This window comes from Bradyrhizobium sp. USDA 3311 (genome assembly GCF_054062495.1).
Genome location: NZ_JBSSFI010000001.1, coordinates 9023045 through 9037266, shown reverse-complemented (window position 1 = coordinate 9037266; position 14222 = coordinate 9023045). Strand labels below are relative to the sequence as shown.

Sequence of the window (14222 nt, the reverse complement as noted above, 5' to 3'; positions counted from 1 at the left end):
ATTGATGTTGGTCAAACGCTCGAAGATGATAGCTGTTGATCGTACGTCGCAGTCGACTCGTCAATTGCTTGCGCGCAGTGCCAGCGCACAGATCGAGATCGCCGCCGAGCATAAAGATCCGCCCGCGGCAATCACGATACTGCCGACGTACGGGCGTTCGCATTTGTCGCCATTACAGAGACAGGTGGCTAACGTCGCAAAAGCGCGACCTCATCGGGTGGTGCTGCGTCGGCAAACCTCGTTAGGAGAGCGGTCGCAGGCGCGGCGCCATCTCCGAGTCGAGGATCAGTCGTCCATCGAGTCGGCCATCCAGACGCTTCACGTACTCAGAAGCCTCTTCCATATGCGCCTTCATGAGCGCTCGCACGCGCTCGCTGTCTCGCGCACGGGCGGCTTTCGCGATCTCCGCGTGAATCTTGACGTTGGCGCACCCGAATTTGGTGTGTTCTTCCGGAGGTGTCTGCGTGCTGAAGACAACCAGACGACGGAGCATCTCGTTGATCAGCTCGCATGCGAAGCGCAGGAAGGGATTGGGATTCGCAGCAGCCAGGATGTCGTGAAAATCCAGATCTGCCTGGCGTTGACGGACCAGAAGAGCAGGTTCTTGCGAGGTCGGTTGGCAGGTCTCGATGTTGTGCTCCAGAGCGTCGAGCTGCTCGTCGGAAAGGAATGGCACTGAGCCGGCAGCCAGTTCCGGCTCGAGCAATCGGCGCGCTGCATAGATGTCCTCCATGCTGACTTCCTTGAAGAACAGATAGTTCTGTAGCAGTTGAAACGTCCGCGCGAGCGGCACCTCGATAATGGTTGCGCCGCCGGTCGGACCGGTGCTGACCGTGATCAGTCCTTGCACCTCAAGCGATTTTAGCGCCTCGCGGATGGTGCTCTTGCTGACCGAAAACAGCCGCTGAAGCTCCTTTTCCATCGGGAGCTTGGCGCCGGGGCGCAGGTTCTTCTGTGTGATCAATTGCTTGATCTCTTCGGTAACGAGATCCGCCCGCTTTTGAATTTTCAGCCGCCCGGGCTGCTTCGGCATTTTTTCCAGTTCCACCGTCATCTGAATTCTCCAGAGCCATCAATGGGTTCCTGTGCATGCTCCGGGCGGATCAAGCGCGGGCCCGCGAAAAAGAACCGACTCGTCGATTGACACTTCTCCCACAACGGGCATATTCATGCAAATCCGGTTTATCATGATAAATAGAATGAACCGGTCAATAAGCGGAAACGGGCATGGTGATTGGGCAGAACATCCCTGAAATCTGGGCGGCGATTCACACGCCTTTCGACAATTCCGGAGCTATCGACGAGGCCGGGGTTCGCCGGAATGTCCGCCACTACATCGCAACTGGCCTTGCGGGAGTGTTCTGCAATGGACTGATCGGCGAGGTCTGGTCGCTCACGTTGCAGGAGAGGAAGCGCGTTATCGAAGTGATCGCCGATGAGGCCGGAGGCCGTCTCGGGATCTCAGTGGTGATCTCGGGTCCTTCGGTTGAAGAGACCATCGAGCTTGGCGAGCACGCGCGTCGACTCGGCGTCAGTCACGCCGTGCTGATGGTCCCGACCTCAGGGCCGCGATCCCCTGCGCAGCAGTTCGAGTATCTGCACCACATCTGCACACGTCTGGAGATGCCGATCGTCATCTTCAACGCCCGAACCGCTGCAGCCAGCCCGTTGGATCCTGCCGTTTTCACGCAGCTTTGTTCGCTGCCCAATCTCAAGCTGCTGAAGACGACCGGCACTACAGCCGAGAACGCTGCGCTTCGCCAAGCCGCGCGCAATGGCGTGCTCGTCTCCGATCCTTTGGAAGAAAACTTCTTCGTCAACATGCAGGGCGAAGGTCAGTCGATCCTGTATGCCGACCCTGAGCCGTATCTTTACCAACGCGGGGACTTTCGTCCGATCGCGAACTACGTGACGCTGCTGGCGTCCGGACAAACGGATGAGGCGGCGCGCATCTGCGCCTCACTCGCACCGCAGCGGGTCGTCTTCAACAAGTGGATCATGGACCCGCTGAAGAGCGGTCATATGCCGAACGCGGCGGTCAAGCACTGGTGCGATCTGATCGGCATTGCCGGTGGCGCCGTGCGCTCGCCCGTCACGCCTCTGTCCGCCGCCGAGCGGAGAGAACTGGAAGCAGATCTCGTCGCATGTCATGCGCCAGGCCTGCTCTCTGCTGCCGAACGATTCTCGTCATAGCCTGATCATCCAGGAGAGAAAAATGACCTTGAAACCCTTCGACCGTCGCTCGTTCCTTCAGATGCTTGCCGCTGCCGGCTCCGCACCATTCGTTCTCGATATTCCGGCTGCGCACGCTGAAACACCCCTTACGGTTGGGATCCTCTACTCCGGCTCCAAGCAGGATTACGGCTTCAACCAGTCCCACGCGCAGGCCGCCGCCGCGCTCAAGAAGCTGCCTGGCATCAAGGTCGTCGAAGAGGAGCGCGTGCCGGAAACAATCGCGGCCCAGCGCAGCATGGAAGGGATGATCCGCCAGGATGGCGCTCAGCTCATCCTGGCGACGTCCTTCGGCTACTTCAAGCCTCACGTTCTGGAGATGGCGGCCAAATATCCGGATGTCACCTTCGCTCACACCGGCGGCGTCTGGACGGCAGGCATGCCCGAAAACATCGGCACATTCTACGCCTACATTTTCGAGGCGCAGTACATTTCGGGAATCGTCGCGGGCCACATGACAAAGAGCAAGAAGCTCGGCCTCGTCGCTGCGAAGCCGACGCCCAATCTTCTTCGCAGCATCAATGCGTTCGCAATCGGCGCACGTTCGGTCGATCCGGCCATTCAAGTGCAGGTCATCTTCACGGGCGATTGGGTGCTTCCCGTGCGCGAAGCAGAGGCGACGAATACGCTCGTCGACCAGGGCGCCGACGTCATCGCGGCCCAGGTGGACAGCCCGAAGGTGGTGATCGAGACGGCCGAGAAGCGCGGCGTCATGTCGTGCGGCTACCATTCGAGCCAGGCGGATGTCGCTCCCAACGGCTATCTCACGGGAGCCGAATGGAATTGGATCACGCCTTATCTTGTGTATGCCGGAAGCGTGCGTGGCGGCAAAAAGCCGGAGCACTACCTGCGTGCCGGCATCTCCGACCATTTCGTCAAGAACAGCCCTTTCGGAAAGCTCGTCACGCCCGAGGCCCGCGCGGCGGCCGATAAGGCAAGAGCAGACCTTATCGGCGGCACGCTCGTGATCTACAGCGGCCCGCTCAAGGACAATAAGGGCAACGTCATTGTTCCTGCCGGCGTCATGCAGAACAGCAACGACCGTGTCCTCGACGGCATCAACTACCTCGTCGAGGGAATCATCGGCCAAGTCTAGGAGGCGATCTTGTCTTCGATCTCGGGAATCGAGTCCGTGCCTTCGAGACAGCCGCGAACCGCAGCCCAGCTCAGCGTGGCTTTGCCCGTCCTGGCGGTGCTGCTTGCATCGGCGGTCTTTGCAGCCTTCGTCGCCTTGTATGGTCAGAACCCTTTCACGGTATTCGGCCTGATCGTTCAAGGCGGCTTCGGCAGCAGCTTCGCCTGGCAGGATACCTTGTCGCGGGCCGCACCGTTGATCTTGGTTGGCTTGGCCGTTGCCATACCCGCACAGGCAGGGCTGGTGATCATCGGCGGCGAGGGCGCTCTGGTGCTCGGAGGACTTGCAGGGGCCGTCGTGACGTTGCCGTTTGCGGGGGCGCACGCACTTCCGATGCAAGTCATCATGTTAGCTGCAGGCGCTCTCGCCGGAGGACTCTGGTTCGGTTTGGCCGCTGTGCTCCGGCAATATCGCGGTGTGAATGAAACGATCTCGAGCCTGCTCCTGTCCTACATCGGGATCGCGATTTTTCACCATCTGACGGAAGGACTGCTCCGGGATCCGGCGAGCCTGGACAAGCCGTCGACCCATCCGATCGATCCGTCCTACATGTTGCCCATGCTGCCGGGCGTTGGCGTTCATGCCGGGCTTGCGGTCAGCCTGGCGCTGGCCATCATCGCCCACGTCGTGCTGCGCTACACACGATGGGGCTTTGCGCTGCGCGTGGTCGGCGGTAGCGCCAGGGTCGCGAAGATGGTCGGCCTGGCCGTGAACCGCTGGGTCATCGGTGCGACATTTGTGGCGGGCGGAATGGCAGGAGTTGCCGGCGCTATCGAAGTGGCGGCCGTGCAGGGGACGGCCAACTCCTCACTCATCGTTGGCTATGGCTACAGTGGAATCCTGGTCGCGTTCCTGGCGCGCCACCAGCCGCTTGCGATTGTCGCAGTCGCGCTCTTGATCGGCGGCATGCAGGCGAGCGCCAGCCTGCTGCAACGGCGCCTCGAGCTTCCCGACGCGACGATGCTGGTGTTTCAGGGCTTGATCTTCGTTTGCGTCCTCGTCGCGGATGCAATTGCGCAACAACTCCGAGAAAACACACGGAGGTAAGGCATGGACGTGACATCAATCGGCTGGCTCACGCTGCCACTCGCAATTCTGGGAGGAGCGATCCGTGTTTCCACGCCCTTCATCTTCGTCAGCATCGGCGAGCTCATCACCGAAAAATCGGGGCGCATTAATCTGGGTCTCGAAGGCACGCTCATGCTGGGCGCCATGGCGGGATACGGGGTCTCCTATCTTTCTGGTTCGCCCTGGCTCGGCGTGCTCGCAGCGGGACTGGCCGGAACCGCTTTCGGCCTGCTGCACGGTCTCCTGTGCAGCGTGAAACGCGTCAACGATACGGCGATCGGTATCAGCCTCATCGTGCTCGGCACAGGCCTGGCGTTTTTCTTCGGCAAACCCTTGATCGAACCCAAGGCGCCAGCGCTTCCTTCGATATCTCTAGGATTCTGGTCGAGCGTGCCGCAAGTGCGAGCAGCTTTGGACGTGAACGCGCTGTTCTTTGTCGGAATTTTACTGGCCTTTGCCGTCTATGTCTTCCTGAACAGGACTGGCTGGGGACTGATGCTGCGCACCGTCGGGGACAGCGAGGATGCGGCACGCGCGCTTGGCTTTCCGGTATTGCGGGTGCGCATCCTGGCGACGATGGCCGGCGGCTTCCTCGCAGGCATCGGTGGCAGCTTCCTGTCGCTCTCATATCCTGGGAGCTGGAGCGAGGGGCTGTCCAGCGGGCAGGGCATCATGGCGGTGGCGCTCGTCATCTTTGCGCGTTGGCGTTCCATCAACGCCCTCGGCGCATCACTTCTGTTCGGCGGTGCAGGCGCCCTCGGGCCGGCGCTGCAGGGTGTTGGCGTCACCGGCTATTACTACCTGTTCAACGCGGCTCCCTACATCCTGACCCTGGCGATCATGGTGGCCTCGACGTCGCGCGCGGCGCCGTTCGCCGATGCGCCCGGCGAACTCAAGCTGCACCGATGAGAAGCGCTGTGACGGGAATACATCCTCTGAGGATCGTCCGATGACCGCTCCGCAAGTCGAACTCAAGAACATGACGAAGCGTTTCGGAGCGAATCTCGCTCTGAACAACGTGTCGCTGCTGATCCGGTCGGGCACCGTCCATGCGCTGCTCGGGGAGAACGGAGCCGGGAAGAGCACGTTGGTCAAATGCCTCGTCGGCTTTTACCATCCGGACGACGGCCACATCCAAGTGGATGGGCACGAGCACCGGCTGAACTCGCCCAAGGATGCCGACGCGCTCGGCATCGGTATGGTGTACCAGCATTTCACGCTGGTTCCGTCCATGACGGTCGCGCAGAACCTCGTTGTCAGCGGCGCGAGACTGCCGGCCTACATCAACTGGCAAAGCGAGCTGAAGCGGCTGGCCGAAGTCACCAAGAAGCTTCCGTTCCACGTCCCGCTCGACGTGCGAGTCTCGCAGCTCTCTGCGGGCGAGAAGCAGAAAGCCGAGATCGTCAAGCAGCTCTATCTCGGGCGCAAGCTTCTCATCCTGGACGAGCCGACGTCCGTACTCACGCCGGCAGAAGCCGATGAGGTGCTCGGCTATGTTCGCAGCCTGACGCGGGCGGGCGAGCTCAGCGCCGTTCTGATCAGCCACAAGTTTCACGAAGTGCGCCGATACGCCGACGACGTCACGGTACTGCGGCGTGGCGCGTCAGTTCGAACCGGAGCGGTCGCGAATCTGTCAGACGATGCCCTGGCCGAAGCAATGATCGGAGAACCCGTCAGCAAGGCCGTGCAGCACGCACCGAAATTGCCGCCGAAGAGCAATATTGTCCTTTCCATGAAACAGGTGTCCGTGAACGGGGACAACGGACTACCAGCCGTGAAGGATCTCTCACTGGAGGTTCGCGAAGGTGAAATTGTGGGAATTGCTGGGGTGTCCGGGAACGGACAGTTGGAGTTGGTCGAGACCTTGATGGGCCAGCGCGATCGCAGCGGTACGATCGCCGTATCCGGCGCCGCGTTCAACGGCACGCGGAAGGAAATTGCCCGCCTCGGCGTCTACGGGTTGCCGCAGGAGCCGCTCAAGAACGCCTGCATCGATCGGATGTCGCTGGCGGAGAACCTTGCCTTGCGCAACTTCGATCGGGCGCCGCTCTGTCGCGGTATTGCAATGAATTATGGAGCGCTCACGGAGCAGGCCAAGAAGCTCGTGAAGCAATTTCGTGTCAAATCCCCTGGCTTGACGGCGAGCATGAGCGCGCTGTCCGGAGGCAACGTGCAACGGGCGGTTCTGGCGCGAGAACTCACTCAAGATGTCCGATTGCTGATCGCGTCCAATCCGACCTTCGGACTCGATTTCGTTGCCTGCGAAGAGACCTACCGCCGGATCGTCGAGGCACGGAACGGCGGCGCTGCTGTGCTGCTCATCTCTGAAGACCTCGACGAACTGCTTGGCCTGGTCGACAGGATCCTCGTCATGAGCGGGGGGCGCATTGTCCATGAGGTTTCGGCTGACGGCGCCGACAAGCGCGTGATCGGAAAATATATGGCGGGAATGAAAGCGGCCTAACTTAAGGCGCGTATCGGAACGTACAAGGAGGCTGCTCGTGGTTACGCAGATAAATCATTTCATCAATGGCAGGCGAGTGCCAGGCGGTACGGAACGCAGGTTGCCTGTCTTCAACCCGGCAACCGGCGAGCAGACGGGATCTGTCGCGGCCGCCAACGCGACCGATGTGGCGGACGCCGTGGCTGCAGCCAGCCGGGCAGCGCAGGGCTGGGCCGATACGACGCCCTTGCGACGGGCGCGGGTATTGAATCGCTTTCTACGGATCCTTGAAGACCGCGCAGGACAGCTCGCCGACGTGATCGTATCAGAGCACGGCAAGGTTCATTCCGATGCCCTCGGGGAAGTTCAGCGCGGGATGGAAGTGGTCGAGTTTGCGACGGCTGCCCCGCAGTTGCTCAAGGGCGAGCTCACCGAGAATGTCGGGACCCGCGTCGACAGCTATTCCACGCGTCAGCCGCTCGGGGTAGTCGCCGGAATCACGCCTTTCAATTTTCCGATCATGGTCCCGATGTGGATGTTTCCGGTCGCGCTCGCCTGCGGAAACACCTTCATCCTGAAGCCGTCGGAGCGCGTTCCCTCGGCATCCCTCGTCATGGCGGAATGGCTGAAGGAAGCGGGCCTGCCGGATGGCGTCTTCAACGTCGTGCAGGGCGACAAGGAGGCCGTGGATGCACTGCTGCATCACCCTGATGTCTCGGCGGTCAGCTTCGTAGGGTCCACGCCCATCGCGCAGTACATCTATTCGACCGCCGCGAACACCGGGAAGCGTTGCCAGGCGCTCGGCGGCGCCAAGAACCACATGATCGTCATGCCCGATGCCGACATGGATCAGGCGGTCGATGCGCTGATGGGCGCCGCCTATGGCTCCGCCGGTGAGCGCTGCATGGCGATCTCGGTTGCCGTGCCGGTCGGCGAGGGGACCGCGGACAGGCTGATCTCCGCGCTCGAGCCCAAGGTTCGAGGCCTGAAGGTCGGGCCGGGTACCGATCCCGAAGCCGAGATGGGTCCTCTCGTCACGAAGCAGCATCTGGAGAGGGTCCGAAGCTACATCGATGCGGGCGTCGCGGACGGTGCAAGACTGCTGGTCGACGGACGCAGGTTCAGGATGCAGGGTTATGAGCGTGGCTATTACCTCGGTGGGACCTTGTTCGATCATGTCAAGCCGAGCATGAAGATCTACATGGAGGAGATCTTCGGGCCGGTGCTGTCCGTCGTTCGTGCGCCGGACTACGCGACAGCCGCGAGGCTCATCAATGAGCACGCGTTCGGCAATGGCACGTCGATCTTCACGCGCGACGGCGATGCCGCGCGTGAATTCGCTCACCAGATCAAAGTCGGCATGGTCGGCATCAACGTTCCGATTCCGGTCCCGATGGCGTTCCATTCGTTCGGCGGCTGGAAGGCTTCCATCTTTGGCGATCACCACATGCATGGACCTGAAGGCGTTCGCTTCTACACGCGAATGAAAACGGTCACCAGCCGCTGGCCAACCGGAATACGAGCCGGGGCGGAATTCGTCATGCCAACCATGTCATGATGGCGCCCGGATACTGCCGTCGGCGCAAACCGGACCGCTGCCTGCACCACGTGATCGGCGGCGTCCTAGGATCTGTTTTGACGCAGATGGCCCGAGATGCCGTTTTCTCCGTCGGGATGGCTTGTGGAATTCGGGAGCAGTCGCGGTCGGGCCAGGTAGGTCGCGCGCTCTCGCTGCTAGGGAGCCGGGTTCTATCGGCTTCATTTCAAAACTGCCGGAGGCCGCGGCAGTCTCAGGCGCTTCTGGCGCCGGGCCAGGCGACCACCTGTCCCGACATCACGAGGCGATCACGGCCGCTGTCCTTGGCGGCATAGAGCGCGCGATCGGCCGCTGCCACCAGGGAGCCGCAGTCCATCGCGCCCTGAGAGGGCATGTTGGCCGCGCCACCGAGACTCACCGTGACGATCTTGGACGGGGGGTTCAGCGCGTGCAGCATGCCGAGGTCGCCGAGCGCCCGGCGCACATTCTCACCGACTAGCTCGCAGCCCTCTGCGTCGGTGTTCGGCAGGAGCAGCGCGAACTCCTCGCCGCCGTACCGGGCCGCTAGATCGGCCGGCCTGCGCACCTGCGCAGCAAGGATCCGCGCCAGCGCACACAGGCAGGCGTCGCCGGCCTGATGGCCATACTGATCGTTGAATTTCTTGAAGTGATCGACGTCCACCAGCAGCAATGAGAGGGGCGTGCCGTCGCGCTTGGCCCGCGCCCATTCCTCGGCGAGGCGGTCGTCGAAGTGGCGGCGGTTGGCGATGCCGGTGAGGCCGTCGGACGTGGCGAGCGCGGCGAGCTTGTCCTGCAGGTCCTTGTGCTCGGTCATGTCGCGCGAGATCGCCACCACGCCGTCGATCTCATGGGTTTCCGACGACCGGGTGACCCGCAACGCCGTCTCGACCCAGATATCCTTCTTCTGGCGATGATTGGCGCGATAGATGATGCGCGCCTCTTCGGCCTCTCCGGCCTTCAGTGCCGCAACGACCTGCTCCAAGCGCGGTCGATCCTCCGGATTGACGCCGTCGAGCGCCGAGGTCCCCAGCAGCCTGGCGGGGTCCCAGCCGAGGATGCGGGCACATGACGGGGACGCGTAGAGAATACGCTCGTCCAGCCCGACCCGCATCACCACGTCACTACACTGTTCGGCGATCAGGCGAAAATCCCCCTCCTTGGCGACGAGGGCCGCGGCCATGCGCTGCCCCTTCGAAAGGTAACGCACCAAGAAGAAGCCGATCAGGGCGATCGACAGGGTCAGACCGGTGACGATGCCAAAGCGCGTGAACGCTTCCTGCCACCATGGAGAGAGGACGTCGCTCTGCGCCTTGGTCGCCAAAACCAGGATCGGATACCGGCTGCTCTTCTGGTAGAAGCTCAGTCGCTCCTGTCCGTCCAACGGAGACTTGAAGTAGTAGGCGCCGGCATCGGGCCGCCGGCCCATGGTCCGGAACAACGGCGAGCCCGACATGTCGCGCCCGACGTAGGCGCCGTCGTCGTCGCGGCTCCTGGCCAGCATGATGCCGTCGGCGGTCAGCAGCGAGACCGCACCGTTCGGTCCGATGTCGAAGCGGCGGTAGAACTCGGTGAAGTAGCCCACGTCGACGCTCGTCAGCACCACGCCGGCGAAACTGCCGTCGGGGTGATTGAAGCGGCGGGACGCGGTGATGATCCACTGTCCGCCGGACCGGCTCTTGACCGGCCGACCTAGCAATGTCCCGCGATCAGCCGTGGCGCGATGACGCTGAAAGTAGTCGCGGTCACTGTTGTTGAGGCCGGCGAAGTCGATCTCCTCGGTCGTAGCGAGCCAGTGACCTGTTTCGTCGTAGACAAAGATTCCGCGGACGCGTTGCCTGTTGTACTTGCGGGCTTGCAGGAAGTTTTGGATCTTCGCGACCGCGGCCGGGCTCGTTCCGCCGACCTCCATCCGGTCGACCATTCCGGCAAGAATGGTGTCCGCGAGCTCGAATGTGTCTTCGGCGTGCTGGGTCAGCGACTGGGCCAGATTGGCCATGTCGACTTCCGCATTGCGCAGCTCGACCTGGCGGGACTCCCACTCGCGCCATCCGCTCAGCGCCAGAATGGCCACGCAAGCCAACGCGACGAAGGCCGCGGCCCACAACGGGAAGCGAGCTTTCTCGACCTCGCGGCGGCTGCTTGGCATCGGACCGTGGCTCCTTTTCGCGCAAGGTCCCACCCAGGCCTTAATGGTCGATTGCGACCGCGGCAGGATGCGGCCATCGGGTAAGGGTTGCCTCATCATGGTGTCCGGGATCTTACGCGTTACGGTGAGCGTCCATTAACCAGGGAGCAACCGGACCGCCAGCAGCGGGTTGGATGCCTATGGAAGACGAGAAGACCCGATTGCTCGCGGAGGCCCAAAGGTGCCAGCGCCTGGCGGCTTCGATCAACGATCCGGAGACCGCCGAGCGCCTCAATGCGCTGGCTGATGAATACGAACGGCGCGCTCAAGCCGCCAAGGACGAGGAGGGGTGAGGTCCCGCAAGCCTTGCCCGATCCGGGTAGGGCGGTGGCCGGCGGAACGGTGCGCAACGGCAACGCATTCCAGCGCCATGGCGAGTCACCCCACCAACGCTACCGACGGATGAAGTTGATAACATCGGCGGCGCAAGCGGCATCGTTCGCTGTGGCGTGCTTCGCGATTTCCCTTGAGCGAGCGCTCGTTGCGGCACTAAGCTGGGCGTGGCAGGAAAATTCAGATGTCCGAGCTGCACCGCACCCGGAAGCGGTGTCCGCAATGCGGGAAGGCGATGAAGCTCGTCCCCGACGAGACGGGCCGAGGCGGCGAGCGATACGTCTGTCCCGCCTGCGAGGAGGATCCGCTGTACGACCCCGCCGCCCCAAAAATGGGCGGACGGCCCGCTGCGCCCGCCGGCTAAGTAGCTTCCGAAGAATCCGGCGCCGAGGCCGGTTGTCCATCCGTCTTCCATTCAGGGTTTGTGGCCGTCCAACCCGCGGTGGGTCATCCGTGCCGGCAACAGGACTGGCGGGATCGTCGCCGGCGCACCAACTTATTTGAATGGTGCCGCTGCAGAACATCGGGAGGGCGCCGCTATGTCGACCTTCGCGAAATTGCTTGCGAGGAAGGAACGGCTCCTGGCGCAACTGGCGAGCGATCCCGGGCCGAATGAGCGAGGAAATCGAAAGGTTGCTCGCGCAGATCGAGACCGCACTGAACTTGTTCGAGCCGAGAGATGTCGTCGGTCAGTGCGACGAGTGACCCGGATTTGCCGGCGGTCAGAGTGCGCTCAGATCGTCCGGCACGTCCCCAAACTTCCAAGCGGCAGTCCGCCGGAACACGTCGGCGAGCGCGCCGCCAGTTCAGGACAAGAGAAACGCTCGCAACCGATTGGCGGTATCCTCAGGATTCTCCTCCGGGAAGAAGTGACCACCGGCAACGGGACCACCCTCTACGTTGTCAGCCAACGCCCTCCAGATCGCGAGCGGGCCCCCCTCGTCCAGATACCAGTTATTTAATCCTCCCATTTCGCTCCACAACGCGAGCAGCGGGCAAGCGATTCGTCTGCGGGCTTTCATATCCTCTCGGTCGTGGTCCCGGTCGATCGATGCTGCCGCACGATATTCCTCACATATCGCGTGAATGTGGGCGGGGTCGCTCAGTGCCTCGACATAGGCGGTTCTTATGTCCGGTGGGAAGACGTGGGGCGGCGATCCCCAGTTGGCGAGCGCATTGTCGATCACCGCTTCTGGGCAGGAGCCGATCAGCCGCTCTGGCAATGGCTCTGGCTGGGCCAGAAGCGAGAAAGGCCAAAAACTGAGCGTCAGGCGCGCATCGGCTCGGTCCCACAGCATCCCTGTCGGGATCACGTCAAGGACGACGAGTTTGCTTACGACATACTTGCGGTCGAGCGCCATCCGATACGCGACACGACCACCACGATCATGTCCCACGACCGCAAAGCGATCGTGGCCAAGTGTAGCCATTGCCTCGACCAGCGCCTGGGCCATCGAGCGCTTGGAGTATCGCGTACGCGGCTCGTCGGGCAGACAAGCACTCCGTCCATAGCCCGGAAGATCGGCGCAGATCACTGAAAAGTCGACAGCGAGCAGCGGGGCAATGGTGCGCCACATCATGTGTGTTTCGGGGAAACCGTGAAGCAGAAGCACTGGAGGTCCCGCTCCGCCTCGGAAGACGAAAATGTCGCCAGTCCGACTTTCGATCAGATGTGAACTGAATCCCAGGAACATTACTTACCCTCCGCCGGGAGACATGTCAGATAGTTCCCCTGCCATAGGCTATGGCGCAAGTGTCGGAAATCGGGCGACCTTCGACCTTCCCTTACGCCGAACTGCGGGGCGGTAATGTCGACTAGTCACGTTATTGCCTCCGTGGATGGCGGCCCCGTCTACTATCAGTCATTCCCAAGGACGATGGCGGCCCGCACTTCCCGACATGCCTTCATTTTTTTGGCCCTTATTTGACCTAATCGGTCAACTGGAGGGTCTGGCCTTTCCATCAACGCCACGTTGATTTTGCGCAAATCTAACGCACTTCAGTCTTCTCGCGCGGGCGCCTAGCTCCTTCAGCGCAGACAATTGCTCACTTGCACGTGCGAGCGCATTGGAGAAAGTGCGGAGCGTCGAACCGCAGATGCGCGAGACAATCGCGCCCGGGCGACGGAATCAGAGAGTATCGGGCGTCTTCAATTCGTGCCGGACCTGCTCTTCCTTGAACTGGCGTTCGGCCTCATGCCAGAACTCGTCGATGCGCCCTTCAGGGTGGCCCGCATCTTCCCAGAGCTTGTAGGCGCGTGCGCGGATACCGTCCTCGTAAACTTCAGGCATGCGGACCTCCCGACCAAGCACGGCCTCGCCTTGGGGGGCATTTGGGGATAGAGGCAAGGGCCGTGCAGACCGGCAATCGGCGGGAAAACCGGCCCGCGGATTCAAGTCGTCGGCCCGCGAGCGGTTCCAAACGGGCGCTGTCGCGTCCCATAGATTGCGGCTCTCGCCCGGCCCCTCGCTTTCAGCGCGCAGCCAGAATTCCAGATCACGTCCTTCCGGCCGGCCGGCTTCCTGCCATAGCGCATGGGCGCGTCTGCTGATTTTCCCCCGCGCCACTGCCGCCCGCAAATCCGCGAGCCTCTCTCTGATCTCGCGGGCGAACGTTTCCAGTCGCTCCACGGTTTCCCGGTCGCCAATCAACGCGATCGCTCGATTGGCCAATCCAAGCTGATGCTGCAATCTTTCAAGTTCGGCAAGGTGGTCCATCACGCCGCTCCGCAATGGAAGACGCCGGACGTCGAGGATTGTTCGCTTTAGGGGTCCTTGTCTGGACCGCCCGCAAGACTCAGGAAGCATGCGGAATGAACCTCAAGGCTCGCGAGCGACGGAGCGTTCAGGCGCAGAACGTCAGCGCTGCTCATATCGTTCAGATCGGGCGTGGGATTGGAGCGACAGCTTCGGTGTGAATGACCCTCGCTATAACGAGCGGCCCTACAATGACCACGCCAAATGAAGGTGCAGGGGGCAGTATTCTCCCAAGCAAGATGAAGATGAAAGCCGCGCAATCAAAGCTGACAATCATGCCTGACCTTGATCGGGACAACCGGGCGCCTGTTTCCTCAATTATCCAATGAATTTGGCTGTGGCGTGGGTCTGAGTTATGTGCAAAAGTGCACGGAACTCGACCGGGAATGCGCGCGTTAACGAACCATCACCGTCCGGGCCGCGGCTTCCATCGGTGACGAGATCGCCGGTTGCGCTCCCGCCAGTAACCCAAACTGGAGCAGCGCCACGCAGCGACGCCGTTTCAAGAACTT

General features: G+C 62.0%; 11 protein-coding genes. 7 read left to right on the top strand and 4 right to left on the bottom strand.

Annotated elements, in window-relative coordinates:
- Positions 1-241 precede the first annotated feature (241 nt).
- Entirely contained in the window at positions 242-1054 is an 813-nt protein-coding gene (locus tag ACVWW6_RS43000) for a FadR/GntR family transcriptional regulator (protein ID WP_202633059.1), read from the bottom strand.
- 173 nt (positions 1055-1227) lie between these two features.
- Here ACVWW6_RS43000 and ACVWW6_RS42995 point away from each other — a divergent pair, with 173 nt between their 5' ends.
- The 6 genes from ACVWW6_RS42995 to ACVWW6_RS42970 are packed head-to-tail and all read left to right on the top strand — an operon-like array spanning position 1228 to position 8436.
- On the top strand, positions 1228-2193 hold the full coding sequence (locus tag ACVWW6_RS42995) for a dihydrodipicolinate synthase family protein (RefSeq protein ID WP_161536407.1): 966 nt from the start codon (positions 1228-1230) through the stop codon (positions 2191-2193).
- Positions 2194-2215: 22 nt separating this feature from the next.
- Positions 2216-3328 (top strand): BMP family ABC transporter substrate-binding protein, encoded by a 1113-nt coding sequence (locus tag ACVWW6_RS42990; RefSeq protein ID WP_202633058.1) that lies wholly within the window; start codon positions 2216-2218, stop codon positions 3326-3328.
- 9 nt (positions 3329-3337) lie between these two features.
- A complete protein-coding gene (locus tag ACVWW6_RS42985) occupies positions 3338-4414 on the top strand; it encodes an ABC transporter permease (protein WP_456682906.1) in 1077 nt (358 codons plus the stop codon).
- A 3-nt stretch (positions 4415-4417) separates the two neighbouring features.
- Positions 4418-5344: an ABC transporter permease gene (locus ACVWW6_RS42980; RefSeq protein WP_161536405.1), complete on the top strand. Its 927-nt coding sequence runs from the start codon at positions 4418-4420 to the stop codon at positions 5342-5344.
- 40 nt (positions 5345-5384) lie between these two features.
- Entirely contained in the window at positions 5385-6899 is a 1515-nt protein-coding gene (locus tag ACVWW6_RS42975; RefSeq protein ID WP_161536404.1) for an ABC transporter ATP-binding protein, read from the top strand.
- A gap of 37 nt (positions 6900-6936) precedes the next feature.
- Positions 6937-8436, top strand: coding sequence for a CoA-acylating methylmalonate-semialdehyde dehydrogenase (locus tag ACVWW6_RS42970; protein WP_161536403.1), 1500 nt, complete (start codon positions 6937-6939; stop codon positions 8434-8436).
- A gap of 232 nt (positions 8437-8668) precedes the next feature.
- Here the strand turns inward: ACVWW6_RS42970 and ACVWW6_RS42965 are convergent, their stop codons facing one another.
- Positions 8669-10582, bottom strand: coding sequence for a diguanylate cyclase domain-containing protein (locus tag ACVWW6_RS42965; protein WP_456682905.1), 1914 nt, complete (start codon positions 10580-10582; stop codon positions 8669-8671).
- A 179-nt stretch (positions 10583-10761) separates the two neighbouring features.
- On the opposite strand from ACVWW6_RS42965, the gene ACVWW6_RS42960 reads away from it, so the two are divergent.
- On the top strand, positions 10762-10914 hold the full coding sequence (locus ACVWW6_RS42960; RefSeq protein WP_456682904.1) for a hypothetical protein: 153 nt from the start codon (positions 10762-10764) through the stop codon (positions 10912-10914).
- Between the two features lie 846 nt (positions 10915-11760).
- Here the strand turns inward: ACVWW6_RS42960 and ACVWW6_RS42955 are convergent.
- Together ACVWW6_RS42955 and ACVWW6_RS42950 are read right to left on the bottom strand one after the other, a co-directional pair.
- On the bottom strand, positions 11761-12648 hold the full coding sequence (locus ACVWW6_RS42955) for an alpha/beta fold hydrolase (RefSeq protein ID WP_456682903.1): 888 nt from the start codon (positions 12646-12648) through the stop codon (positions 11761-11763).
- A 435-nt stretch (positions 12649-13083) separates the two neighbouring features.
- Positions 13084-13671 (bottom strand): DUF2934 domain-containing protein, encoded by a 588-nt coding sequence (locus tag ACVWW6_RS42950; RefSeq protein ID WP_456682902.1) that lies wholly within the window; start codon positions 13669-13671, stop codon positions 13084-13086.
- Between the last annotated feature and the right edge of the window lie 551 nt (positions 13672-14222).